The organism is Shewanella sp. Actino-trap-3 (assembly GCF_002836275.1).
Lineage (GTDB): Bacteria > Pseudomonadota > Gammaproteobacteria > Enterobacterales > Shewanellaceae > Shewanella > Shewanella psychromarinicola.
Genome location: NZ_PJCE01000001.1, coordinates 3,790,689 through 3,815,415, shown reverse-complemented (window position 1 = coordinate 3,815,415; position 24,727 = coordinate 3,790,689). Strand labels below are relative to the sequence as shown.

General features: G+C 42.3%; 25 protein-coding genes. 12 read left to right on the top strand and 13 right to left on the bottom strand.

Going from position 1 to position 24,727, the window contains the following annotated elements; genetic code table 11:
* Positions 1-415: 415 nt before the first annotated feature.
* Positions 416-1,810, bottom strand: a complete 1,395-nt coding sequence (locus CXF80_RS16455) for a PhoH family protein (protein WP_101034011.1) — start codon at positions 1,808-1,810, stop codon at positions 416-418.
* A 326-nt stretch (positions 1,811-2,136) separates the two neighbouring features.
* Here CXF80_RS16455 and rapA point away from each other — a divergent pair, with 326 nt between their 5' ends.
* Together rapA and CXF80_RS16445 are read left to right on the top strand one after the other, a co-directional pair.
* Entirely contained in the window at positions 2,137-5,043 is a 2,907-nt protein-coding gene (gene rapA, locus CXF80_RS16450; RefSeq protein ID WP_101034010.1) for an RNA polymerase-associated protein RapA, read from the top strand.
* 179 nt (positions 5,044-5,222) lie between these two features.
* Positions 5,223-6,095 carry a DUF3530 family protein gene (locus CXF80_RS16445; protein WP_157822244.1) on the top strand — a complete coding sequence of 291 codons (873 nt, stop codon included), beginning with the start codon at positions 5,223-5,225 and terminating at the stop codon, positions 6,093-6,095.
* Positions 6,096-6,129: 34 nt separating this feature from the next.
* On the opposite strand, the gene CXF80_RS16440 is transcribed toward CXF80_RS16445, so the two are convergent.
* Positions 6,130-6,936, bottom strand: coding sequence for a crotonase/enoyl-CoA hydratase family protein (locus CXF80_RS16440; protein ID WP_101034008.1), 807 nt, complete (start codon positions 6,934-6,936; stop codon positions 6,130-6,132).
* Between the two features lie 310 nt (positions 6,937-7,246).
* Here CXF80_RS16440 and CXF80_RS16435 point away from each other — a divergent pair, with 310 nt between their 5' ends.
* Together CXF80_RS16435 and CXF80_RS16430 are read left to right on the top strand one after the other, a co-directional pair.
* Positions 7,247-8,242: a response regulator gene (locus tag CXF80_RS16435; protein WP_101034007.1), complete on the top strand. Its 996-nt coding sequence runs from the start codon at positions 7,247-7,249 to the stop codon at positions 8,240-8,242.
* Between the two features lie 15 nt (positions 8,243-8,257).
* Complete coding sequence (locus tag CXF80_RS16430) at positions 8,258-9,214, top strand: GGDEF domain-containing protein (RefSeq protein WP_101034006.1); 957 nt, start codon at positions 8,258-8,260, stop codon at positions 9,212-9,214.
* 82 nt (positions 9,215-9,296) lie between these two features.
* Here the strand turns inward: CXF80_RS16430 and rraB are convergent, their stop codons facing one another.
* The 6 genes from rraB to CXF80_RS16400 form a co-directional block, all read right to left on the bottom strand.
* Positions 9,297-9,722: a ribonuclease E inhibitor RraB gene (gene rraB / locus CXF80_RS16425; RefSeq protein ID WP_101034005.1), complete on the bottom strand. Its 426-nt coding sequence runs from the start codon at positions 9,720-9,722 to the stop codon at positions 9,297-9,299.
* A 101-nt stretch (positions 9,723-9,823) separates the two neighbouring features.
* Positions 9,824-10,558 (bottom strand): 1-acylglycerol-3-phosphate O-acyltransferase, encoded by a 735-nt coding sequence (locus CXF80_RS16420; protein ID WP_101034004.1) that lies wholly within the window; start codon positions 10,556-10,558, stop codon positions 9,824-9,826.
* A 140-nt stretch (positions 10,559-10,698) separates the two neighbouring features.
* Positions 10,699-11,487, bottom strand: a complete 789-nt coding sequence (locus CXF80_RS16415; RefSeq protein ID WP_101034003.1) for a metal ABC transporter permease — start codon at positions 11,485-11,487, stop codon at positions 10,699-10,701.
* A 4-nt stretch (positions 11,488-11,491) separates the two neighbouring features.
* Positions 11,492-12,397, bottom strand: coding sequence for a metal ABC transporter solute-binding protein, Zn/Mn family (locus tag CXF80_RS16410; RefSeq protein ID WP_164839436.1), 906 nt, complete (start codon positions 12,395-12,397; stop codon positions 11,492-11,494).
* A complete protein-coding gene (locus tag CXF80_RS16405; protein WP_101034002.1) occupies positions 12,381-13,577 on the bottom strand; it encodes a hypothetical protein in 1,197 nt (398 codons plus the stop codon). Before CXF80_RS16405 ends, CXF80_RS16410 begins: the two co-directional genes overlap by 17 nt.
* Positions 13,578-13,664: 87 nt before the next feature.
* On the bottom strand, positions 13,665-13,955 hold the full coding sequence (locus CXF80_RS16400; RefSeq protein WP_101034001.1) for an ABC-type zinc uptake system zinc chaperone: 291 nt from the start codon (positions 13,953-13,955) through the stop codon (positions 13,665-13,667).
* A gap of 228 nt (positions 13,956-14,183) precedes the next feature.
* Between CXF80_RS16400 and CXF80_RS20645 the strand changes: the two genes are divergently transcribed.
* Positions 14,184-14,309 (top strand): hypothetical protein, encoded by a 126-nt coding sequence (locus CXF80_RS20645; RefSeq protein ID WP_269801264.1) that lies wholly within the window; start codon positions 14,184-14,186, stop codon positions 14,307-14,309.
* Between the two features lie 5 nt (positions 14,310-14,314).
* Here the strand turns inward: CXF80_RS20645 and CXF80_RS16395 are convergent, their stop codons facing one another.
* A complete protein-coding gene (locus CXF80_RS16395; protein WP_198554782.1) occupies positions 14,315-14,644 on the bottom strand; it encodes a hypothetical protein in 330 nt (109 codons plus the stop codon).
* A gap of 124 nt (positions 14,645-14,768) precedes the next feature.
* On the opposite strand from CXF80_RS16395, the gene CXF80_RS16390 reads away from it, so the two are divergent.
* Together CXF80_RS16390 and CXF80_RS16385 are read left to right on the top strand one after the other, a co-directional pair.
* Positions 14,769-16,412 carry a mechanosensitive ion channel family protein gene (locus tag CXF80_RS16390; protein WP_101034000.1) on the top strand — a complete coding sequence of 548 codons (1,644 nt, stop codon included), beginning with the start codon at positions 14,769-14,771 and terminating at the stop codon, positions 16,410-16,412.
* Positions 16,413-16,727: 315 nt separating this feature from the next.
* Positions 16,728-17,618 (top strand): aldo/keto reductase, encoded by an 891-nt coding sequence (locus CXF80_RS16385; protein WP_101033999.1) that lies wholly within the window; start codon positions 16,728-16,730, stop codon positions 17,616-17,618.
* A 99-nt stretch (positions 17,619-17,717) separates the two neighbouring features.
* On the opposite strand, the gene CXF80_RS16380 is transcribed toward CXF80_RS16385, so the two are convergent.
* Both CXF80_RS16380 and CXF80_RS16375 read right to left on the bottom strand, forming a co-directional pair.
* Positions 17,718-18,551 carry a MaoC family dehydratase gene (locus tag CXF80_RS16380; RefSeq protein ID WP_198554835.1) on the bottom strand — a complete coding sequence of 278 codons (834 nt, stop codon included), beginning with the start codon at positions 18,549-18,551 and terminating at the stop codon, positions 17,718-17,720.
* 277 nt (positions 18,552-18,828) lie between these two features.
* Positions 18,829-19,737: a TraB/GumN family protein gene (locus CXF80_RS16375; RefSeq protein ID WP_101033997.1), complete on the bottom strand. Its 909-nt coding sequence runs from the start codon at positions 19,735-19,737 to the stop codon at positions 18,829-18,831.
* A gap of 52 nt (positions 19,738-19,789) precedes the next feature.
* On the opposite strand from CXF80_RS16375, the gene CXF80_RS16370 reads away from it, so the two are divergent.
* On the top strand, positions 19,790-20,098 hold the full coding sequence (locus tag CXF80_RS16370) for a prephenate dehydrogenase (RefSeq protein ID WP_101033996.1): 309 nt from the start codon (positions 19,790-19,792) through the stop codon (positions 20,096-20,098).
* Positions 20,099-20,330: 232 nt separating this feature from the next.
* On the opposite strand, the gene CXF80_RS16365 is transcribed toward CXF80_RS16370, so the two are convergent.
* Both CXF80_RS16365 and CXF80_RS16360 read right to left on the bottom strand, forming a co-directional pair.
* On the bottom strand, positions 20,331-20,855 hold the full coding sequence (locus CXF80_RS16365; RefSeq protein ID WP_101033995.1) for a DUF3016 domain-containing protein: 525 nt from the start codon (positions 20,853-20,855) through the stop codon (positions 20,331-20,333).
* A 184-nt stretch (positions 20,856-21,039) separates the two neighbouring features.
* Positions 21,040-21,549 (bottom strand): DUF4240 domain-containing protein, encoded by a 510-nt coding sequence (locus CXF80_RS16360; RefSeq protein WP_101033994.1) that lies wholly within the window; start codon positions 21,547-21,549, stop codon positions 21,040-21,042.
* Positions 21,550-21,615: 66 nt separating this feature from the next.
* On the opposite strand from CXF80_RS16360, the gene CXF80_RS16355 reads away from it, so the two are divergent.
* The 4 genes from CXF80_RS16355 (at position 21,616) to CXF80_RS16340 (ending at position 24,467) form a co-directional block, all read left to right on the top strand.
* Positions 21,616-22,014: a hypothetical protein gene (locus CXF80_RS16355; protein ID WP_232772135.1), complete on the top strand. Its 399-nt coding sequence runs from the start codon at positions 21,616-21,618 to the stop codon at positions 22,012-22,014.
* 150 nt (positions 22,015-22,164) lie between these two features.
* Entirely contained in the window at positions 22,165-22,962 is a 798-nt protein-coding gene (locus CXF80_RS16350; protein ID WP_101033992.1) for a response regulator, read from the top strand.
* A 157-nt stretch (positions 22,963-23,119) separates the two neighbouring features.
* On the top strand, positions 23,120-23,392 hold the full coding sequence (locus tag CXF80_RS16345; RefSeq protein WP_101033991.1) for an HU family DNA-binding protein: 273 nt from the start codon (positions 23,120-23,122) through the stop codon (positions 23,390-23,392).
* 388 nt (positions 23,393-23,780) lie between these two features.
* On the top strand, positions 23,781-24,467 hold the full coding sequence (locus tag CXF80_RS16340) for a TorF family putative porin (protein WP_101033990.1): 687 nt from the start codon (positions 23,781-23,783) through the stop codon (positions 24,465-24,467).
* Positions 24,468-24,727: the final 260 nt, after the last annotated feature.

The following is a 24,727-nucleotide window of genomic DNA, read 5'->3' as shown; positions in this document are numbered from 1 at the left end:
AACGTGGCGATTACCATTTACGTTAATCCACCGCAGAAGTGGAACGCTTGAGCCGCGCAATGGCCAAGTTTCAAATCACTTGACTCTGGGTTGACGTTTTTAAACGTACGATTGCATGGTCTATTTTGTGCCATAAAAAATAACCTCCCATGTAGGTCTGACGCAGGAGGTAGAACAACGCAGCAGTGGTTGCTGAACAACACTATGCCTTCAAGGCTTCGCCTTGATTAGCGCAATGTGAATCGCCGCTATAAGCGGCGATAATGAATGCGATGGCTATAATACAGACAACAAAGATTAAGACTGATTTTAAGCCATTGATAAGAAAGTTAATAAGGTTACGCAATGTAACCTTATTGATATCACAGGATATGAGAACCTCTCTTTGGGATCACTATCTCAATCGGTTAAACGGTTACAAATGTTTCTCTGCAAACTCGGCTAAACGCGACCGTACCACGCCATCAAGGTAAATATTGGCACTGCCTTCAAAGTCTTTAAAACGTTCAACCATGTAGGTTAATCCCGATGTAACCGCGGTTAAGTAAGTCGAATCGATTTGGGCTAAATTACCACTGCAAATCAATTTAGTCCCTTCGCCCATCCGCGTGATCATGGTTTTAATTTGTGATGCGGTTAAGTTTTGGCATTCATCCAATATGACCACCGAGTTTTGAATAGAGCGGCCACGCATAAAGTTAATCGACTTAAACTGAATGTTAGCCTTCTCCATAATGTAATTAACACTGCCACTGGGATTAACATCATTTTTATGCAGCACTTCAAGTGTATCGGTAATAGCGGCTAACCAAGGGGTCATTTTCTCTTCTTCGGTGCCCGGTAAAAAACCTATTGATTCAGCAATTTCGGGAGTGTTACGGGTGACAATGATTTTGTCATACCGCTTGCGTTCAACCACCAGTTCTAATGCCGCCGCCATGGCTAATAGCGTCTTACCGCACCCCGCGGGGCCAGTCAAAATAATCAATTCAATGTCAGGGTCCAGCAAAGCATCCAACGCCATGCCTTGATAAATATTCTTCGGTTTCACCCCCCACGCTTGATGATGTAATAAGCGATCACGGCCGCGATCAATTATCTGCAAATGTTGCTCAGTTTTACTGGCAACACGGCCACAAAAATCAGAACTGTCGTCAATTAAATACTGATTAAGGTAAAAGTTTTCATTACCAAGATGCTCCAATGGCACTTGATGAACCGTATGATGATCTTTACGATCCGTCGACACTTTATCGACATTTTGCCAAAAATCTCCGGAGAATTGATAAAAGCCTTTGGCGAGAAATCGCACATCATCAATCAACTGATCGCTGCGGTAATCTTCTACTCGCTCAATACCCGCGCCTTTGGCTTTTAAGCGCATGTTAATGTCTTTGGTAACTAACACCACGGTGCGGGGAGAATGGATTTTTTGTAAATGCAGCGCGGTGTTGATAATGCGGTTATCGTTATTATCACCGGGTAGTGAGCCGATAATAAACTCTATTTGGTGATCTGGGAAAATCGACAAATGACCAGAAACGTCTGAATGTTCTTCACGAGTGGGCAACGCAACGCCTTTTAAAATTTGCTCCGGAGTCGTGGGACCACCCAAAATATCTTCTAATGCACGTATGGCAACCCGTGCATCACGACTGACATCTCGCTTCCTATCCTTGATGCTATCGAGTTCTTCTAACACAGTCATGGGAATAATTACGTCATGTTCTTTAAACGAATATATCGCTAAAGGTTCATGCAGTAACACGTTGGTATCCAGTACAAACAACTTTCTGTCGTTTTGTTCCATGGTGCCTCCAGAGTGCTCTCAATGAAAAGTTATCAATATCACTTAGCTAAACGTATAACATTAAAGGAATAATTAAAGCCTCTTTGAAAACAGGCCATTGCCATGCGCAATGCTTGCCTCAATAAAATATGCCACTTGTCGAGTAAGAACTCAATATCATCACTATCGCCTTTGTTTCACACTATGACGTCAATATAACGCTAACATGTCAATATGATGTAAAAATGAATATCTGAACGATAAATCAATGCTAGAATTTCAATCTGGATGGGTTTGGTTTAACATACGCCCCCTTTTTTGTTTCACGCAATAAATGAGAGTAATAGATGTCGTTTGCCTTAGGTCAACGCTGGATAAGTGATACCGAGTCAGAACTCGGATTAGGGACAGTCGTTCAAGTTGAAGGCCGCATGATTACGCTGCTATTCCCTGCCACTGGAGAAAACCGGATGTTTTCCCGCAGTGAAGCTCCCTTAACCCGAGTTATTTTTAACCCAGGTGACACTGTTGAAAGCGGTGATGGTTGGAGTATCACCATTGAAGAGCTTGAAGAAAAAAATCAATTGGTGATTTACCATGGTATTCATAGCGAAACTCAAGAAAAAGTCAGTCTTCGTGAGACAATGCTGAACCACAACATTCGCTTTAATAAACCCCAAGACCGTTTATTTGCTGGGCAAATTGATCGCTTAGAACGCTTTGGTGTGCGTTACCAATGTCAGTTATTACGCCACAAATTAGCCACCTCAGACTTACTCGGCCAACAAGGCCCACGAGTAGGCTTAATTGCGCATCAACAATGGATTGCTCACGAAGTCGGCCGTCGTTATGCTCCACGTGTATTACTGGCCGATGAAGTCGGTTTAGGTAAAACCATTGAGGCTGGCTTAATTATTCATCAGCAATTACTCACTGGCCGTGCTGAACGCATTTTGGTGATAGTGCCAGATACACTCCGCCATCAGTGGTTAGTTGAAATGCTGCGCCGCTTTAACCTGCGTTTTTCAGTATTTGATGAAGATCGTTGCGTTGAAGCTTATGCCGACAATGACAATCCTTTTTACACCGAACAGTTGATCATTTGCTCACTTGATTTACTGCGTAAGAAAAAGCGTCTTGAACAAGCCTTAGATGCCGATTGGGACTTAATGGTTGTCGATGAAGCTCACCATTTAGAGTGGTCAGAAGAGGCACCTAGTCGCGCCTATAAAACCGTCGAAGCCTTAAGTGAAGTGGTCCCTGGCGTATTGCTACTAACCGCAACACCAGACCAACTTGGTCATCAAAGTCACTTTGCTCGTTTACGCCTGCTCGATCCCGATCGTTTTTACGATTACGACGCTTTCTTAGCTGAAGAATCAGGCTATAAAGATGTAGCAGAAGCGGCTGAAGCATTAACTAAAGACACTAAATTACCCGACAGTGCCATTAATAGTTTAACCGAATTGCTTAGCGAAAAAGACATACAGCCAAGCATTCGCTTAATCCAGTCAACAGAGGTTGACGTTGAAGCACAACAAGCAGCACGACAGGAATTACTCCAAGAATTACTCGACCGTCATGGTACAGGCCGTGTTCTTTATCGAAATAGCCGCGCATCAGTGAAAGGCTTTCCGAAACGTTTATTTAATGCTTATCCTCATGAGATGCCTCCACAATACGTTACTGCTGAACGCGTTAACGCCATGATGGGCAGCGCCAAACAACCAAAAGAAAAAGCCGCCCAGGCATTAAGCCCTGAAAAACTGTATCAAGCCTTTGAAAGCGACAGCGCAAGTTGGTGGAAGTTTGATCCACGGGTAGACTGGTTAATTGAGTTTCTAAAATCGCATCGCAGTAAAAAAGTACTGATTATTGCTAGCCAAGCAGAAACCGCATTAAGCCTTGAAGAAGCGCTGCGCACCCGCGAAGGTATTCAAGCTACGGTATTCCATGAAGATATGTCGATTATCGAACGCGATAAAGCCGGCGCTTACTTTGCTCAAGAAGACGGCGGCGCCCAAGCATTAATTTGTTCTGAAATTGGATCTGAAGGACGTAACTTCCAGTTTGCTAGCCATTTAATTCTGTTTGATTTACCGCTAAATCCTGACTTATTAGAGCAGCGTATTGGCCGTTTAGATCGTATTGGCCAACAAAACGACATCCAAATTCATTTACCTTACCTGCGCGGTACTGCGCAAGAAAGATTGATGCGATGGTATCACCAAGGATTGAACGCGTTTGAACTGACCTGCCCTAGCGGTCATGTGTTGTTCAATGAATTTGCCGACGAGCTGATCAATGTGCTTTGCGACGCTGATGAAGAGGTAATGATCCAATTACTCAACCATACTCAACATCGTTACAAAGAGCTTAAACAGGCAATGGAACAAGGCCGAGATAAACTGCTAGAGATAAACTCCCATGGCGGCGAGCGTGCCAACGCGTTAATCAAGCGGTTAGCAGACAGCGATAACGATACTCATCTAATCGGGTCGGTGATCCGCTTATGGGACATTATTGGTGTTGATCAAGAAGATCGCGGTGAAAACTCGATTATCTTGCGCCCTAGTGAACACATGATGTTCCCTACTTATCCTGGATTAAATGAAGATGGTATTACGGTGACGTTTGATCGTGAAACGGCTTTGGCACGTGACGACATTGCGTTTATCTCCCAAGAGCATCCTTTGGTACAAACAGGTTTAGATTTAATTACCGGTTCAGAAACCGGCACCACCAGTGTCGCGGTTCTAAAAAATAAGGCATTACCTGCTGGCACGCTGTTTTTAGAATTGATTTACATGGCCGATGCCTCTGCACCAAAAGCCACTCAGCTATACCGTTATTTACCACCAACACCCATCCGAGTGTTGCTGGATAAAAATGGCTTAAATATGGCCGATAAAGTTGATTACGCCAGTTTTGACAAGCAGCTAAGTGCCATTAACCGTCATATTGCCAGCAAACTGGTGAATGCCTCGCAGCCTATTTTGCACCCGTTACTCGCCAAAGGTGAAGAATATGCAAAACAAGCGCTAACGCAACTGGTGATCGATGCACGCAGCAAAATGACTCAGCAATTAACGGGTGAATTAGCAAGACTTGAAGCCCTAAAAGCCGTAAACCCGAACATTCGCGAAGACGAGTTAGAACATATTCGCAACCAAATGGTCGAGTTAACGGGCTACATGGACAACAGTCAATTACAACTTGATGCAATACGCATGGTGCTTGTCAGCCACGTATAACAACTCGCTTACCTCAACTCGGATTAACCATGGGGGTGAGTTAGCATTACACAATCTTGTATCAACAATTTTGTAGCAACAATCTTGTATCAACAATGCCCTGTTTATCAGGGCATTGTTTTTTGCCACCAAAATACATTAAGCTAATCATATTATGATGTTATTCGCTCGAGGTTATCGTGCAACTAGGTCGACTTAGTCAGTTATTAATCGTATCGATAAGCATATTGGCGACGATGCCCTTCGCACAGGCGCAGCAACAATATGCTCACCTGTCTGCTGATGAAATTAAATTTGTCACTATCGACGGCAAGCAAAGTAAAGTTCTCGTTAGGTCTTGGCAGAGCAAAAAACACTTCGGTTCAGTAACCATTATTGCCGCATCCGACACCGATGCTGATGCCGCAGGTTTAGCTAGCTACCTAAGAACAACAATTAATAGCCGCGGCTGGGCAAGTATTAGCTTAACACCGGCAAAAGGGCTATACCGGCCCAACTATGCCACAAAACCTGAAGATATCACCAAGGCAGGCACCCAACAGTTACAACTTAGTAGCAATAAAAGCATACCAAAATATGATTCATCTCAGTTACTTGAACTACGACACTTTCAACAAGCTAGTCTAAATGAAGCCCTTAATCAGTTAAGCTCCACCACAGGTTTATTTCCTGGAGCCCAAATTCTGATTGTGATTGATGACAGTGCAGGCATGATCACCAATTTACTTTATGATAAAAAAATTCCCACGCCTGATATGTTGGTGTTGATCAACCCTTATCGTGAATATGAATATTTAATTGATCCGCAAAGTCAGCGTAAATCGATTGCAGAACAATTAGTCGCCATGTCTATTCCAATCCTCGATATTCAGTCATCTGACGCGCATCCTAATTCAATTGAACAAGCACCGACTCGGCTTCATTTTAACCAAGTTAAATCGGCTCGATATTATCGCCAATATCAGATGAGTTTAGATTTAAGCAACCCCAGTGGCTGGGAAGAAGCCCTCGATCAAATCGAAGGCTTCGCCAGAACCGTTATCGGTAGATAATATTTGCGAATATAAGATCTCGGCCAAAACTCTGCTACCACCAAGATTGGCGGGCGCGATAGGCTTTGTCAGGATTTTTGGTTTGTCTTATCGCTGCTATCACTCGATTTTTATCCAATAATAACCGAATTTGACTCAGCGACTCTCGCGCTAATAAACTGCGCACAGAAGCCGTCCAACTTTGATTAATACTGCGTTTGATCGCAGCGTTCGCATCGGGTGAAGTAAGCATGATTTTTCGCGCTAACAAGGTCGCACACTCGTAAGCGTTGTCACTTATTTGAGTCACCAAGCCTAGATCGAGCGCTTGCTCAGCCGTTAAAATATCCGCGGTATAGGTCAACATTAATGCTTTATCTTTCGGCATTACTTGTCTTAACGCCACCAGACCCGCCATATCTGGCACCAGTCCCCACTTTGCTTCCATTATCGACAACTGACAGTTTGGCGTCGCAATACGGATATCGGCGCCCAAGGCAATTTGAGTTCCGCCGCCATAACAACAACCCTCTAATACCGCGATAACCGGAATAGGTAAACGTTGCCAGCCCAAAGACACGCGCTGTGCTAAGTTTGCATTACCAGGCAACCACTTGAATAATAGTTTCAGTACATTTGTGGGGGAATTAGCCACACTTTTCACATCAAGACCAGAGCAAAAGTTACCATCGGCGCCGGATAAAATCACCGCATTAATCTGCTTATTAGCACGGATCTGTTTAATGACCTTATCAATCGCGGTAAACATCTCAACATTGAGCGCGTTAATCTTAGTGGGTCGATTCAAGCAAACATGTGCAATACCATTATCTACCGTGAATTTAATTAACTCTCGTTCCATGAAATATCCTTTTACTGGTCAGTCCAGTTTTTAGACTAACATATCTGTACTCTCTGTCGAATAGTAATAACATGACCAATAATCGATGCAGGTCAAAATATTGCCAGGCTTTTTTTGAATAAATATCACTAAGTGATCGCTCAAATATTAAATCTACGTTATCGATATTGTAAGCAAATACGTATAATTATCTAACAAGCAAAAAATCGAAGTAAAAAGTCTTATAATAGTGACGATCCGCCTTGTACCACTCGCGGCTGCATTAATGAGTGTTTTTTTCCTAAAGGCGAAAGAAGGAAAACCAGCAACAATGACCATCCCAATATTAATATGCGACGATTCAGCACTCGCTAGAAAACAAATGGCAAGAACACTCCCCAAAGATTGGGATGTCGAGATCAGCTACGCCACCAATGGCGCAGAAGGCCTTGATGTTATTCGCGCAGGTAAAGGTGAGATTGTCTTTCTTGACCTCAATATGCCGGTTATGGATGGCTATGAAGTTCTGCAAGCGGTACAACAACAAGATTTACCTGCATTAATTATTGTGGTCTCAGGTGATATTCAAATTAAGGCTCACGAACGGGTCAAAGCCTTAGGTGCTCTGGACTTTATTCAAAAACCCGTGAGTGCAGAGGCTATCAGTCATATTCTTCAAGAGTACGGTATTTTAACCCTTACCCAGGGCAATAAAGCTAACGACACTCCAATGATGAAAGTGGATATGCGTGATGCATGCCAAGAAATAGCCAACGTCGCGATGGGCAGAGCAGCAGACTTACTCGCTAAGCTTCTTGATGTATTTGTTGTATTACCTATCCCTAACGTTAATGTGCTTGAAGTCAGCGAATTGACCATGGCCTTAAAAGCCACAGAACGAAATTCAACCGTCTCAGGCCTATGCCAAGGCTTTATTGGCGCAGGAATTGCGGGCGAAGCACTACTACTGTTCCATGACTCAAGCTTTGAAGATATGGCCAAGCTAATGGGATTAGAGAATCCAGAAGACATTAATACTGAAATTGAAGTGATGATGGACACCGGCAATGTGCTCATTGGGGCCTTTTTAAATGGCATTTCTGAACAACTCGATATGAAATTCAGTCAGTCACATCCGGTCGTACTTGGCAGACACTGTAGTGTCAATGAGCTCATCCACGACAACTCAGACAAATGGCAACGAACACTGGCGATGGAAATCAAATATCGGATAGAAGATTACAATATTGAATGTGATCTTCTGCTGCTGTTTACTGAGGACTCAATTCCAACGCTAAACTACAAGCTTGGCTATTTACTCGATTAACCTTGGATACTTTTTATGTCAAATGACCAAAGTGCGATGAACGAACTCCACTGGCTAATCGATATGGTACAAACCATCGAGGTGGGTTTAGTGGTGCTCGATCGCGACTATAACATCCAACTTTGGAACGGTTTTATGGAAAACCACAGTGGCGTGTCACCCAATTCGATTAAAGGTGATAATCTCTTTGAAAAGTTTCCAGGTTTACCGGCCAGTTGGTTAAAACAAAAAATGGAATCGGTTTTTTTACTTAAAAATCGTACGTTTATTAGTTGGGAACAACGTCCCTATGTATTCCAATTTAAAAACTATCGTCCAGTAACGGGTCGAGCCGATTTTATGTTTCAAAACATTACCTTATTACCATTAGCGTCATTAACCGGCCAAATCACTCATATCAGCATTATTGTCTATGATGTAACAGACATTGCGGTCAACAAACTGCAACTAAAATCAGCCAACGAGCAACTTGAACAACTCAGCCAAACCGATGGGTTAACTCTATTGCATAATCGTCGTCATTGGCAAAGCTGCATGGAAAAAGAATTCGATCGTTATTCACGCTACGGTGATGCGGCGTCATTGGTGATGATTGATATCGATAATTTTAAGCGTATTAACGATGAATATGGTCACCCTGCCGGTGACAAAGTGATCCAACATGTTGCCTATATGTTAACGCAAGCGTTGCGTGAAACAGACTGTGCTGGCCGTTATGGCGGTGAAGAATTTGGGGTGGTGTTATCTAAAACGACAGCAGAAGATGCCCTGAACTTTACCGAACGTTTACGAAAACGCATTGAAGCGTCTGAAGTGACATTCGAAAATCGCCTTATAAAAGTAACAGTAAGTTTAGGGATTAACGATTTAGACTCAGCAATAGACAGTAGCTCAAACTGGTTATCTGGTGCTGATAAAGCCCTATATGTCGCTAAGCAACAAGGCCGTAATAAAAGCATTATCTATAAATAATCGACTATCAACGACGCTCCTATCACCAAAAAAAACGCTCATCAATGATGGGCGTTTTTTATCTTATTAAATAATCGATTTGTTAATGAAATTTATCATCTACTTCATCGTCATCTGCATCATCGTCGTCTTGATCATCGTCTTCATCTTCATCATCACCGACAAAGAAAGTGCCCCAACCGTCATAATCCACTTTTTGCTTGGCCGCTAATAGAATCAACTGTTCACAGGCTTTATCCAGTAATGGAACCTCTAACTTATGCTTGGCAATGGCGTCAAAACAGAAAATAACTGAGCCATCGTCAAGTTCCATTTCTTCTGCATCGTTCACTTCAAAACCAAGCTTAAAGGCATCAACAGCGGCTTTTTCTAGGCGATCAAAATTAGTCGCCGAAAAATGATGCTCAATAGTATATTCCGCATCAGGCTCTGAACCATCAGCAAGTAAGGCATCAACAATTTCAAGATTTTCAGCAAATTGTTCTTTTAACTGACGCTCAACAGACATGGATTACTCCGTAAATAAGACTGGTAAAAAATTTAGTCAATTATACCCAAACTGACACAAGTTGCGAGCTTATGGCCGATCTTTGGCGACCGATAACCGTGTTATGCTCTCGCTTGCAGCGTTAATGCTTTGGCTTCTTTGTTTAATTCAACCGAACGCGCTGACATCACTTGATGCACCTTAGCGCTTAACGCTTTCACATCACTCTTGCTTAAGCCTGTCGTTGCAATCGGCTCAAGCATTTCTACAATCACCACGCCGTTGTTCCAACGATTAAGCTTAATGTGGTTCTGACAAGAAGCCAATACTGGCACTATCGTCGCCTGAGCCGCAACAGCAGTATAAAATGCGCCGACTTTAAATGGTAATAATCCACGACCACGTGAACGAGTCCCTTCAGGAAATATCCACACTGACAGGAGTTTATTTTTCATTTTATCAACGGTTTTAGCCATAGTATCAAATGCACTATGACGATTGTTACGATCGATAAGGATATTGCCTGATAGCCAATAAATTTGCCCGAATAAGGGCACCCACACCAAGCTCTTTTTACCTAAGCTGACAGTCCCTTTAGGCACAACTGACGTATGAGTAAATAAATCAAAATTATTTTGATGATTGGCTAAATAAATACACGGTTGCGATGTTGCACTGACTGGATGAGCACGTCTAATGACCTTAATACCTAATACCGGTGCAACCGAACCAAAAAAACGGGCAACCAGATGTACATTGTCGCGATGCATTGGCCGAAAAAGGCAAATAACAATTGCAAATACAAAGGCTAAAAATAACAGCACGGCGAGAATAATTAAACGAGCGATAAGCAGCACAACATACTCCTGCAATAAAATTGGCGACAGTATAACGATGCCAGTCTAGGGACTCAACGTTTTGTTTACATATGTAAGCTGAAATACTCTGCCCCTGTGATGTGGGGCAGAATAACATCGTTTATATGACAGGTTAGCTATCAGCTATTAGCAGGTTGACCAACCTGTGTCGATGAGCGCAATTTTAGAAAGGTTCTAAACAACAATGCGCTTAACGCTAATGTCGCAACAATGGCTGCACCACTGGGTAAATCATAACTAGCAGACAATACAAGCCCTGCAATATACCCAACAACTCCGACCCCATAAGCCCAAGCAAGCTTGGTTTTACCTTGATATTTGTTTAATGCCAACGCGGGTAAAATTAACGTGCTAAACACTAAATACACGCCGACTAGCTCTACCGACAAGGTAATCACTAATGCAAATAAAAAGTAAAAACCGCCGCCATCTAACACCCGTGGTTTTACGATAATAATCCCAATTATAGCCGCTGAAACCACGGCAGGTAACACTAACTGAGACCAACTGACCCACAAGATTTGACCAGACATTAACTGCTTGAGTAACTCAGCACCATGAGGATCATTGGCGAGTAGCAACATTGCCGCCACTGCGCTCAGTACATAAAAGCAACCAATAAAGGCTTCAAGCTCACCAACTAAATGCTTTGCCATCCAAGCGATAACGCCTGCACCGGCTAATGCAAACAAGGCTGGCATCCACACATGAGCAAACGGTAACGCTTCTACTCTATGATCCATGTGCGATACGATTGCGCCCAACGCAGCAACTTGAGCGATAGCCAAATCTATGAAGATAATGCCACGCTTAAGCACTTGCTGACCTAACAACACATGGGTTGATAACACTAATAGTCCTGCCACTAACGCAGGCAATAGAATAGACAGTAACTCAACATCAAACATAGTGTTATTTCACTCCATTCAATAATGTAAGCAAGCTGTCATAGAGGCTAATTAAGTCGGTACTTTGATCGTTGCCCCCCACCGAAATAGGCAACACCAAGACCGGCAGATTGGCACGTTCACCTAACCATTTAGCCCCCCGCTCATCTTGGTATGACGCCACGATCACTGCCATCACATCACCTTTTTCAGCGCGGGTGAGTAATTTAGCTAAATGACTGCTGGTCGGCGCTAAACCGGGTTTAGGTTCAAGGTCGGCCACTTGTTCAATGCCGATCCAATTAAATAGATAACGAAAGCTAGAATGGTACGCAATGACCTTTTTACCGGCTAAGTTTTTAGCTTGCTGTTGCCATTGGGGTATTTTAGCTTGCCAACGTTGACTAAAGTCGCTCAATGACTGGGTATAACGACTGGCATTATCAGGATCGACTTCAGCGAGCTTAGCACTCAGCGCTTGTGCAACCGTCAACATCCGCTCGGGATCTAAATGCAAATGGGGATTGCCCTTTGCATGCACATCGCCCATTGAACGATCAACGCTGGCTAACTTATCAAGGGTATCAATTTGGTCGGCCGCAAAAAACAGTCCTTTATCCGTTGAGTTAACCTTCGGATTAGCAGACTTCATTTGTAGCATAGGCAACCAACCGATTTCTAAATCAGCCCCAGCACAGACGACCAAATCAGCTTGGCGCATTTTGGCAATCAAGCTCGGTCGTGCTTGCACTTGATGTGGGTCTTGCATCGCTGTGGTCGCCGAATAGACTCTCGCATCAGGTGCTAAGGTTTGCGCTAATGCTGCATATTCAGGTTCACAAGCAAATACATTCAGTTCCGCTTTGGCTGTCGCGGTAAACAGCAACGACATTGAAGTCACTGCTAAAAGCAATTTAGAATTGATGCGCACCATGAGCTCCTAATGACATAACATATTGTATAGTAAGTATATTATCATCTTCAAAACCATCGAAATTGGTCCCAGTCTGATGAGTGTATTGCAAGCGCACGGTAGAAAAATGACTACTGTGCCAAGCAAGGCTCACTTCAGACTCTTTTAATTTCTGTGGTTCTAGGTGATCTTCGTGATTCTCATAAGTATCAATTTGGCCATAACGAACACCAGCAGACCAAGTTGGCGAGAATTGATACACACTGCTTACATACCAACCTTGATGGTAATCATCAGAATTAATCTCCTCATCATCAGCATCAAGGATATGCCCTGGCTCTGCAGCAAAAATATCAGTCACTCTAAAATATTCACCACTCAAGGTTAAATTTTGGTACTTGTAATTGCCATTGGGTGCCCACTTATAGACAAAGTCTGCAATATAGGTGTTTTCACCTGTATATGACGCACTATGGCTATGTTCAGTGTGTCCTTCTTCATCAACCACGACATCTTCATGCTCATCCTCTGCATAAGCTTGACCGTTTTGATTGCGAAGGTAACTCAAGCCTAGCAGCCAAGAACTTTCAATGCCGATATCGCCACCGATCTTGGTTAAGGCGGTATAAACGCCAACATCATCAAAATCACGCTCACCGTGTTCATCTGTAGCGCGTAGGCTTTCACCTTTAAATGCTTCAACACCCATGGTCCAGTAAAGATCCGTTGGGGCAACATAGTTTAAACGAATACCATCATCAAAATAATGACCACCTAAAAATGCACGATATGCGGCAGGACGTTCTGAAAATGCATCTGTATGTAGATGTTGGTTATTTAAGTAACCAATATCCGATAAAAACCGCCCCGCACGAACCGATAAACCGTATGGCATAGCTAACGTTTGGATAAAGGCTTCTTCTAAATTGAGCTCTGTTTCGCCATCATGAGACTCAACCACTGCAGTTACTTTACCGTAAAACATCTCATCAATATTGGCGCTTAAGGCCAATTCAGTTTCACCTAAACCAAAACCTTCGGCACGTTCAGCCAATGGTCGATCGCCGGTTTGATAATAACCATCGAGTACCGCACTAATACTAGGATTAGTTAGACTAGAATTTTCTGCCATTGCAGAATAAGAACTCACAGCACAAGCCAGTGCCAGTAACGAAACACGTGTGTTTAACGCAGACATAATATCTCCAAAATACAACAAGTAGCCGCCTACCTGGGTTTAAAATAAACCAGCAGATAACGGAAATTAATTAATTACAATGTTGGACTAACGAGATGCGGGAGGGGCACGGCTGTGGTAGTAAGATTGGAATACACTGAATAAAAAAGGCAGGCTATATTGTTGGCGCTCGAACGTTTGCTTAATAACGGCAAACACAAAAGGAGAAGAGTGCAGCGTTTTATTAAGCTGATGCTGATGAAAACACAAAGTACAATGATTTTGTACGCCGTCATCGAGATGTTTTACTGAGTGCGCAGACGCCGCAATAGACAACACAATCAAAATGGCACTAAGCCAGATTGCGATAGTTTGTCTTATTTTGATGCGGGAACTCACCAGCACAACTCCATCAGGTTAATAAAAGTGAGCACAAGTGTAAAAGACCGTCGCGGAAAAGCAACCTTTAGATTGTGACAATTCATGTGACGTATACACTATGGTCATAATTAACATATAACATTAACGACTATAATGAGTAACTAAAGCGTTATTTTTAAGATATGCTTAAGCTATTACTCATACCATAAAGCATGTGTAAAACATCACCATTACAGGACAAACACCATGCCACAATTTATTCGTCAAAACATCGGGGTTATTTTAGTAATGCTTATTGTTGCAACGGTCGTGCTAGGCGGGATTTACTACGTTGAAGCATCACTCGCAAGCCAAGTTATTGAGGTTAAATAACGTTTTTATTTAACAGTAGGCGCTAGATTTGGATCATTTTCAGGGGCTTCAATCAGCAGTAAATGGTCCATAACGTGCGAGATACCAACCATGATAACGGCCAAAATAATCAATGGCGTGGTGATAAATCCAACACCCTCAACAAAATAGCCTACTGCGGCTGAGATTACGCCACCATAAAACCCTACTATTTTGGCAATTGCCAGTAATTTATTATGCCCAAGCCAAGCCAAACAGTGCGGACATTGCACTTCTACCGACAAACCTTTGCCGCGACTGCCAGTCACTTTCGCAATTGAAAAAGATTTATAGCAATGAGCACATTGCAGCGACATGAGAATTCCCTCGGTTCAATAATGGCAGCAAGTATAACAAATTAACCGACCCATTACTGTACTTGGCTCCGACAGGAATTTTCGACTATTATATGCAAAACTCAGCGTCAAAGGACGACCTTATATGCTACGGATTTTACTTTCGTTATTATTATTCACCTTGGCAATGTTTACGTCGCCATCTCTTCGTGCTGAACAAGACGTCGTGGTTCCAATTGTCGCCGCGAGTCCGCTAACCAATACTCAAGATAAAATCAACCGCTTACAACAAACTATCGAGCAAGAAAGCCTATTACTGCTCCAGACTAAAGGTGAACAGCGTGCATTTACTGAGTATCGTATTAACGATAAATCATCTGAATTACACGAAAAAATTGGTAAGTTAATTGCTGCACCAGACGCAGACCAACAATACCTAGTAGCCTTAGTGCAAAGCCAAATGGCCTTTTTAGAGAAAGTCGAGACTTACTTAGACGACCAAATTATGGCTATGCGTCTTGGCGTGAGCCAAGAAGATGACAGTAAAATTATCTTAGCTATTTCACAACGTGAATTTGAACGCGACCATTACCTTAAGGCGCAACTAACCACACTGCAATGGGCAGAAACGCTGGATATGGATGTCAGTATTCAACTGCAGAAATTGACTGGATTTATGCTCGAACGGGCCGATCAATTCAACAGTTTGGTGCATTACACTCAACATAAATTACAAAAATCCGTTGCCGAAGCATCAAGTGCTGGAGTCGACATTACGACCGAACAAAAAGCCAATGTGGTGGCGTTAAAAGAGCGCTTGGAGCAAAGCAGCTCTACCTTAGCGGTTTCAGCGGCAATACTGGAAACATTAGGCCAAGATGTGGCGCAATTTAAACAAACATTGTTTAGTGTGTCAGGTGATATTACCCAGGATGTATTGAATTTTAGCGTCGCATCTAACTTGCTACAAGGTTGGGCTAAAGTGATAAAAGATCAAACGATTAATAATGGCCCCAGTTTAACGTTTAAAATTCTAGTCTTTCTATTCATTCTATTTGTGGCCAGTCTAGTGGCCAAAATTGTCACCAAAATTATCGCTAAAACGGTGCGAGCATCTAAATTACAGTTTAGTCAATTGCTGCAAGAGTTCTTTATCTCGCTGTCCAGTAAAATGGTGTTTGCTGTAGGGTTATTAATTGCCTTATCACAGCTTGGGTTTGAGCTTGGGCCCTTGCTCGCTGGTTTTGGTATTGCGGGGGTGATTATAGGGTTTGCACTGCAAGACACATTGTCAAACTTCGCCTCTGGCATGATGATCTTAATTTATCGCCCATTTGATGTTGGTGACTTAATCAATGCCGCTAATGTCACAGGTCGCGTCAGCCACATGAGCTTAGTATCAACCACAATTAAAACACTAGATAATCAACGGCTTATTGTGCCTAATAATAAAATCTGGGGCGACACCATCAATAATATTACCGCCGAGCATCAACGCAGGGTCGACATGACTTTTGGCATTAGTTACAGCGACAATGTTGAGCATGCTGAAACCATTTTAAAAAGTATTGTCGAGCAACATCCAAAAGTACAAGCGCATCCAGAACCGATGGTTAAACTACACACATTGGGCGAATCGTCAGTCGACTTTATTGTAAGGCCTTGGGTTACCCCCGATGATTACTGGGAAGTGTACTGGGACATCACTCGCGAAGTAAAAATACGCTTTGATGCCGAAGGTATTAGCATTCCCTTCCCACAACGCGATGTGCATATTTATCAAAAATAACTCGCTGCCAAGTTAATTATGGCTAAATCAGCAAGATCCATATGCAGTCTGATTTAGTCATACATTTTGTTATAGTGCGATTCAACAATGATTAAATAGCCTCAACTCAGGTTAAGAGATGAGGTAAATAGTTAGAAATCAGCGTAGTTCATCCATTTCACATCAAACTTGCAATTTGTTTTGCTAACAAGGCGCCCACACGTATTAGTCACTGCGCCAATAGCGGACTATTGCAAGTCAATGCAACGCAGATAGCAGGGCAAAGAACGGTTTGATAAGCGTTTATTATCCCGAGCTGAGGTTAAACAGTAAACTATGAGCCAATCTACCTTTACCTTTTCAGATTTCATTGGCGGATTTTGGCGTGTTGATGCTTGGAATATGTCACCACAGCAACGACTTGCCTTAATTGAACATTATCTTGAGCTTGGTGTAACCTGTATGGACCATGCCGATATATACGGCATATATCAATGTGAAACGCTGTTTGGTGAAGCTTTAGCCCTAAAACCATCATTACGTCAGCAAATGCAGCTGATCAGTAAGTGTGGCATTAAGCCAGCGTTTGATGGTTATGATGGCCGTTATGTTAATCATTACGACACCAGTAAAGCGCATATCATTAAAAGTGTAGAAAATTCACTCACCGAGTTAACAACCGATCACTTAGATGTGTTACTCATCCATCGCCCTGATCCATTGATGAATGCAGACGAGATTGCAGCAGCTTTTGAGCAATTGCATAAGCAAGGTAAAGTCAGTCATTTTGGTGTGTCTAACTTTACCACCAGCCAATTTGATTTATTGCAATCACGCCTCAACGCTCCGTTGATTACCAATCAGGTAGAAATATCGCCTTTAACCATGCAAAGCTTGCATGATGGGGTACTTGATCAGTGTCAACAACACCGCATAACCCCAATGGCATGGTCTTGCTTGGGCGGTGGGGAGCTCTTTTCAGCAAACACGCCTCAAGCACTTCGAATTCGCAATACTTTGCGCGATATTGCTCAGCAAGTTGGCGCACAAGACATTAGCCAAGTCATTTACGCCTGGGTTCGTATGCATCCGAGTCGCCCTGCCCCCATTATCGGCAGTGGCAATCTAGAACGTATAACCAGCGCGGTAAATTCAGCTAACATTCAGCTAGACCGCCAACAATGGTTTAGTATTTGGCAAGCGGCAATGGGCCACTCGGTACCTTAAGTCTGTCATAAAAAAAGCTCAGGAATTAACCTGAGCTTTTTTATCATCGTTATTTGATAACCACTTACGCTTGAGCCCCTCTATTTGAGGTTTATCAGCTTATAAATAGGTGACTTTACCCTGCAAATGCGATCGACGACCTTTAACGTCACGCATTTCAAAACGTTTACCGTTCTCAATACTTTCAAATGCAAACGTTACATCCGACGGCATAAACACCGGCAATTTAAATTCAACATCAACCTGAAAAGGTCTCTCGCCAATAAAGGTCATTAACTGAGATAACGCACGCGCTTTAGACCACATACCATGGGCCAACACTCGCTCAAAACCAAAGCGTTTTGACAACAAAGGGTGTAAATGGATTAAGTTATAATCGCCAGAAGCTTTAGCATAACGACGACCTAAGTCATCAGTTAACCGCCATTGCTGTACGTTTTCCCATGCCATCTCAGAGACTTTAGGGGGGCGAGCGCGGCGCCCTGTCGACTCAATACGATATAAATAAGTTGATAATGCTTGCCATACCAACTCTTCACCGACAAATACCTTTGACGCCAGCTCAAACTCAAGTCCTGCATCGGTAGTGCGACTTGCAGTGAGCTCACACTGTACTGTCAATGTTTCATCGACTCGCACCGGGCGTAATATACGGATACTATTTTTTAAGTGGATCATTCCAAGTAACGGAAATGTAACTGCTTTATGGGTAAAGATCATCGCATGTAAACGAAATGCCCAGACATACAAATACGTTGGCGGCAACAGCACTCCATCGTATTCAAAACCACACACGGCAGCATATTGGCGAGTTTTATCTTGAGACAACACCACATTCTGTGCTTGCACATAAATATTGGGAAGCGGTTGTTGGTCCCATCCCGGTTTACGTCCAAACAGGATTTTGCGATACAAAGACAAAAGCGAAGGCATCGCTTTTAATTCGATAGTGTAGTCGTGACTCACAATGTTGTACCCTTAATTGGCAGCAAAAAGCATGGGCTGCAAAACGGTTAGTGGATCATTATACCTTAGAGTCTTGGTGTTGCTAAACCGCTAATTACTTAATTCATTTAAATCAGCGTGTCGTTAAGGCTTATATTGACTTAACTAACACACTATTTCCCGGCACTTTACTGGCCAAGCGGCATCACCATGAGCTAATTGTTTTAAGCTAATGGGGTTGAAATATTACCTCGCGACAACGACATTAGCATTGTAACAAGCTACAACGAGTGACCGTTGCACCTTGTTGCTTTAGTAAGTCAGGAATAGCTTGTTGACCAACAATATGTCCGGCGCCGACCACAATAAATAATTGCTTGTGGGTTTTATGTTGTAACAACTGGATGATTTTTTGCGTCATGGTGTGATTACGTTGCCACAGCAACTTTTCGAGTAATTCATCAGCATCGCCTGGTTGTGATTCCATAATAGTCGCCAGTGCACTGTCATCCCCTTGTCGCCAAGCATGGATTAAATCAAGCATTTCACCATCGCTAGCGTTAATCGAATCGTCGAGCATTTGCAGCTGAGTCGCCGTTGAAAATGACGAAATTAATTCAAATTGAAACTGGATACTTTCTAGCTCAACCAAGGCTTTATCATGACGATTTGCCATAAAATAAGCGTCGACGCCTTGCTCTGGACTGTAACCTAACTGAGCAAAACGGCCCATACTAATTTGCGCCGACTGCAGCCAAGGTGCATACGGTGATAATGCCTGGCACAGGGTCTGATTACTTTGGCAAAAAACACTTCTGCTAGCATTAACATCTGCAGCAATATCGGCAGACAAACCGCCGTATTGCTGCAATAGCGCGCCGGTATCCCCTTGGCTGATGTCCGCTTCAACCACTAGCGCATCCGATTGCCTAAATGCTGACTCAATATGCTGCGCCAAAGGATAAAAATCTTGGCGGCCAATATGAATTGAGCCCAGTAAGTACGCTTGCTGTTGTTGATAGTCAATCTTATAAAATACCGGAGAATCCAACGCAGCTGCCGGTGCCGACATGAACCACAGCATAAGCGCGGCTAAAGCGTAGCAATCTCGCTGTAAGCGACGATAAATCAAACTGATATTGAAAATAAGCGGACTTTTGCTTGTTGCCGGCATAGCAGCTCCTTATAATTAACGTTATTCTTTGCACATGCACTATGAGGCAACTATGTCGTACACAAATGTTTTTCTACAGATAAAAGAAAACCTGCAAATAGCCTATAGACAAGCCATTGATTCAGATGCTCGGCTAGACGAGTTACGAAAGGCCGGTCACGGTAAGTTTGTGGCGATTTTCGCAGAAGATCAAGGTTTTACAGAAAGTAGCAACCGCTTCTTACCCTATGTCCAAGAGTTGGTAGCAGAATTTGATGCCATGCAAAATAGCACTCATGTGGCACCAGAAACACTCGAAGCCTTTGTCAAAAAACTTGCAACCTTATTGCAAACGCTGCAAGTGTTTAAACTGTCCAAATAATCTTTATGCTCCTGCTGAGCCTCATGCAGGAGCAACCTTCCTTGTTTGACTTTTCTCGCCATGCTTTTACTAACATAATTAACGACAATCAATGGCCAAACTAATTGGCTATCAGCAATGTCTCATCAAACCACTAAAGATGAAATTCAAGCCTTAATAAAAAACAGGCAACACGTATGTTAAGCCACCTTTGTCTGTCTATTTGCCGTACTTAGTGCTCAATAGCCAAGGTTTATAGTTTTGGCGCAACACTCTTTTGCAACCAATCGGTAAACAAGGTGGTTTCATATTGAAAGGGTCTGTTATTGAAACGACGCGTGTTGTGCATAAAACTCATGTCGGTAATTTTTTCATCACCAGCGATAACGACGTTACCCTTCTCGGTAATGGTGTAGCTGAATGTTGCGCGTGGTGGATAAAGATCTTTTACTATACGCAAATCACCTGGTGCGGCGCCAAAAGTAGGCCGCATATCTCCTGCTAAATCAAAATCAGTCACTTTCATGTCAAGTTTCTGATCCGGCTTTAAGATTTTTTGCGCTTGTTTGTTGATATTTTTGGTTAAGGTTTCAAATAAACGGGTTTCGAATCGTGATTGGAGTTCATTTGAGGTTTTAATATCACGGAAATCTTTTGGGTTTTGCCATTCAATTTTAACCACACCCACTTCGGTAACCGGATTAGGTTCTGGCACGTCTTCTGCCATCGCAACTGGACACATCAATGCCGAAGCAAGCAGTAAGTATTTTACATTCATAATACACCTCCAAAGGACTTAAAATGCTTTCATTACAACTTTTTGTCATGCTGCAATATGCATTTTGATGATTAACATAAATGTTAGCGATAAGTACTATCATCTTTATACATTAACTATAGCCCTCTTAAGCTGAACCAATACTTAATAGTCCCATAATTCGCGTTTCATGGAACTCATATGACTAAAAAGGAAACCGTGCACTCAGTAATGGATAGGTTTGGCGCATCACTTTAGGTTTGGTACTAAACTTTTTGCCTACAGGCGAGTTTTGTCCTGAAGGGACAAACGGTAATTCATGACCCGTGCGGTCTTCATAAATCTGCCCTGGGATTAGGTCATAATCTTCCACAAACGGATAGGCATAATGATCCACTAGAGGCCACTGTTCAAGCTCACCCAAACTATCAGGATTAACCAGTATTTTTTCATACCATTGTTGACCTAGTGATAATACAAAACACCTAAATTCAGCAAAGCCATAATCAGAATCACAACCAGTAACAATGTATGCCGCGCCCCAGACTGACCATAAGTAACTACGACGTAACTGTTGGCCTAACATTTTATCGAATGATTTGAGCGCTTCATCGTCTAACGTTTGTAATTGTTGGCGTAAACGCAGCTCGAGTTCAGCAGAAGACTGCTCAGGATGATCACGTGTCACTAGCGCCCAAAAATGTGTTTCTGTCATCTAAATGTACCCATCACTCTATTTTGTGCGATATTCTACCTCAAATTGTCCCACTCGATGACTAATATGAACCAAAACACTGCCCCACGTATGCCAATTAGAGTCATGCTCCTCATCTCACTGTATGTTGTACTCACCCTTATTGCAATTTGGCGGGCGATAACCTTTCAAGCATTTGATTTATTAACACTGGGCGTGATCCCGATGTTAATCGGTATAGTGCAACGTGCGGCATGGACAAAGATATTGTTACTCAGCTATGTCAGCTTACAAACACTCGGGCTTGCCGCTATGACAACGACAGCGGTGATTGCCTATCAAATCACTCCTGATGACGTAAAACTTGTCTTTCAAGGTTATAACATTCCACTGATCCCTCTATGGTTATTACTGTTGAGCCTAGTGGTATTTCAATGGTGGGTAGGGCTGTCGAATGTGACTCGAGACTATCTTATTAAAAAGTAAATACAAACATAAATATAAGACGATATTACTCAGGTCTGATTGTCATCCTTAAAGTATTTTGAGGGTATAAATTACCCATAAATGCTACATTAGAATAATAATAAATATAATAATAAATATAATAATAAATATATTTTTGGAACGTAAAATATGACCAGTTTATCCCCGAGTGAGTTATCCATCCTATTACTTGAACCTTCAGAGACTCAACGCAAAATTATTATTACTCGTCTTCAGCAAGAGGGTGTGACCAGTATTCAAACTGCCGCAACGATTACCGAAGCCAAAGAGATTATCCAACGCCATAAACCCGACCTAATTGCTAGCGCGCTGCATTTTGTCGATGGTGAAGCAACTGAACTACTGCAGTACATCAACAGCACCCCAGCATTAAATGACATTCAATTTATGCTCGTTTCCAGTGAGTGTCGACGTGAACAACTCGACATATTTAGGCAGTCAGGCGTTGTCGCTATTTTGCCTAAGCCATTTAATGCCGAACATTTAGCGACGGCGCTTAATTCAACCATTGATTTACTTAGCCACGACGAGCTAGATTTAAGCCATTTTGATGTGCATAACATCAGGGTGTTAGTGGTCGACGATAGCCGTATGGCGCGCAATGTCATCAAACGCACCATAGGCAACTTAGGGATGCAACTGATCACCGAAGCGGTCGACGGTGAACAAGCCATCAGCCTAATGCAAGATAATATGTATGATTTAGTGATAACCGACTACAACATGCCCTCAGTAGACGGACTGGCATTAACCCAATATATCCGCAATCAAAGTCATCAATCACATATCCCGATCCTAATGGTATCGTCTGAAGCCAATGAAACTCACTTAAGTAATGTCTTTAGTGCAGGAGTTAACGCCTTATGTGATAAGCCTTTTGAACCAAAGTTAGTCAAGAAAATACTTTACCAACTACTCGATGAGTAACTGACAGCGTAAATAAAGCCATTATTTCAACATAATTTGCTTTAAAACTATTACAGATACTGAATTTATGGGATAAAGTGCTTTTAAACCAGCATAGCTTGTGGCATGTTAATAATGTTTTACAAAATCACTTCTATGGAAAGCAGAGAATATCAATATGAACAAAAGTGAATTAATTGCAAAAATTGCTGAAAATGCTGAGTTAACTAAAGCTGAAGCTGGCCGCGCTCTAAAATCTTTCGAACAAGCGGTTACTGAAGCGATGAAAAATGGTGACAAGATTTCTATTGTTGGTTTTGGCTCTTTTGAAACCACTCAACGTGCTGCTCGTACTGGCCGTAACCCACAAACGGGTAAAGAAATTCAAATTGCAGCCGCTACAGTACCTAAGTTTAAAGCTGGCAAAACCTTAAAAGACAGCGTTAATTAATTTTTACGTGTAGTACTTTTTTTGATAGAAGCCTCCTCAATGGAGGTTTTTTATTGCCAATTTCCCAAGGTTGATTATCTGCGAGAGCCTGAGCTACACACTATAAAAGATCCCATCCTTAACCCTATCGTATCGAGAAAAAAACGAACCTACACAACATAAGCAAATAGCTACACCTCAAGGTATTGTTGCACAAAAAAAGTGCAACCCTGCATCATTAAGCCGCAACAAAGATGCAACAAAATGATCCATAAATATATAAGTTTATGATTAATTTAAAAAAACAGAGTTGGCACGCGATTCGCTATTTAATCTTCAGATAAACCAACATTGAGTTCATTTAATAAAAATAAATGCCTCTGTGATAATAAAACGTTAAGGGATGAAGATGAAAAAATCACTATATCAAGCAATTGCATTATCAACTGGCTTATTACTGAGCGGCTCTGCCCTTGCTGAAGTCACTGGCAATATTGGCGCAACATCAAACTATTTATGGCGTGGCACCACGCAAACCAATAATGAAGCAGCCATTCAAGGTGGCATTGACTATGCTCATGACTCTGGATTTTATGCTGGTACTTGGGCATCTAATGTCGATTTCGGTGATGAAACCAGCTACGAGTTAGATCTTTACGGCGGTTATGGTGGTAACTTTACTGAAGACCTAACTTACGACATCAGCTACCTTTATTATGCCTATCCAGATGCCGGTGGCAGCATTGACTTTGGTGAAGTCTCTCTGGTATTAGGTTGGAAATGGTTAGATGTCGGCTATTCTCAAGTGATCAATGCTGATAATGGTGTGTCAGGTGCAGATGACGAAACTGACTGGAACTATATTCAAGCCAATGCCAGTTTTCCGTTAACAGAAAAACTCAGCGTCGCATTCCACTACGGTTATTCACAAGGCGATGTGGTTGAAGATTTATTCGGTGACACTTATGCAGATTACAACGTCACATTAAGTGCTGAAACCGATATCGGTACAGTATCGTTTATGGCGTCTGACACTGACTTACCAGACAATGATGCAAAAGTAGTTCTAGGCTACTCGTACGGGTTTACGCTATAACGAGTAACACTCTCCCACACTCACTTTTTTGCGTATATCGACGCCACCTACTTGAAAGGTGGCGTTTTTTTATCTGTATTGATCTGGAGTCATTATCTCAGGACATCACATCACAACATCACATCACATCACAACATCACATCATAACATCAAAACATCAAAAATATTTAGCGATAAATACACTGCACCTACAAGGTTATATATTTTACTAGCAAGAAATACATTTACTGCTAAGCTCAAAGAGAAAGGTAAAAATAGCT

Excerpts from the sequence above, each read along its gene's own strand:
- CXF80_RS16370 (WP_101033996.1), top strand. The coding sequence starts at position 19,790 with ATGTCGTACACAAATGTTTTTCTACAGATAAAAGAAAACCTGCAAATA.
- CXF80_RS16430 (WP_101034006.1), top strand. The coding sequence starts at position 8,258 with ATGTCAAATGACCAAAGTGCGATGAACGAACTCCACTGGCTAATCGAT.
- CXF80_RS16390 (WP_101034000.1), top strand. The coding sequence starts at position 14,769 with ATGCTACGGATTTTACTTTCGTTATTATTATTCACCTTGGCAATGTTT.
- CXF80_RS16415 (WP_101034003.1), bottom strand. The coding sequence starts at position 11,487 with ATGTTTGATGTTGAGTTACTGTCTATTCTATTGCCTGCGTTAGTGGCA.
- CXF80_RS16360 (WP_101033994.1), bottom strand. The coding sequence starts at position 21,549 with ATGACAGAAACACATTTTTGGGCGCTAGTGACACGTGATCATCCTGAG.
- CXF80_RS16340 (WP_101033990.1), top strand. The coding sequence starts at position 23,781 with ATGAAAAAATCACTATATCAAGCAATTGCATTATCAACTGGCTTATTA.
- CXF80_RS16355 (WP_232772135.1), top strand. The coding sequence starts at position 21,616 with ATGAACCAAAACACTGCCCCACGTATGCCAATTAGAGTCATGCTCCTC.
- CXF80_RS16345 (WP_101033991.1), top strand. The coding sequence starts at position 23,120 with ATGAACAAAAGTGAATTAATTGCAAAAATTGCTGAAAATGCTGAGTTA.
- CXF80_RS16365 (WP_101033995.1), bottom strand. The coding sequence starts at position 20,855 with ATGAATGTAAAATACTTACTGCTTGCTTCGGCATTGATGTGTCCAGTT.
- CXF80_RS16455 (WP_101034011.1), bottom strand. The coding sequence starts at position 1,810 with ATGGAACAAAACGACAGAAAGTTGTTTGTACTGGATACCAACGTGTTA.
- rapA (WP_101034010.1), top strand. The coding sequence starts at position 2,137 with ATGTCGTTTGCCTTAGGTCAACGCTGGATAAGTGATACCGAGTCAGAA.
- CXF80_RS16395 (WP_198554782.1), bottom strand. The coding sequence starts at position 14,644 with ATGTCGCTGCAATGTGCTCATTGCTATAAATCTTTTTCAATTGCGAAA.
- CXF80_RS16385 (WP_101033999.1), top strand. The coding sequence starts at position 16,728 with ATGAGCCAATCTACCTTTACCTTTTCAGATTTCATTGGCGGATTTTGG.
- CXF80_RS16405 (WP_101034002.1), bottom strand. The coding sequence starts at position 13,577 with ATGTCTGCGTTAAACACACGTGTTTCGTTACTGGCACTGGCTTGTGCT.
- rraB (WP_101034005.1), bottom strand. The coding sequence starts at position 9,722 with ATGTCTGTTGAGCGTCAGTTAAAAGAACAATTTGCTGAAAATCTTGAA.
- CXF80_RS16380 (WP_198554835.1), bottom strand. The coding sequence starts at position 18,551 with ATGCCTTCGCTTTTGTCTTTGTATCGCAAAATCCTGTTTGGACGTAAA.
- CXF80_RS20645 (WP_269801264.1), top strand. The coding sequence starts at position 14,184 with ATGCCACAATTTATTCGTCAAAACATCGGGGTTATTTTAGTAATGCTT.
- CXF80_RS16375 (WP_101033997.1), bottom strand. The coding sequence starts at position 19,737 with ATGCCGGCAACAAGCAAAAGTCCGCTTATTTTCAATATCAGTTTGATT.
- CXF80_RS16435 (WP_101034007.1), top strand. The coding sequence starts at position 7,247 with ATGACCATCCCAATATTAATATGCGACGATTCAGCACTCGCTAGAAAA.
- CXF80_RS16440 (WP_101034008.1), bottom strand. The coding sequence starts at position 6,936 with ATGGAACGAGAGTTAATTAAATTCACGGTAGATAATGGTATTGCACAT.
- CXF80_RS16350 (WP_101033992.1), top strand. The coding sequence starts at position 22,165 with ATGACCAGTTTATCCCCGAGTGAGTTATCCATCCTATTACTTGAACCT.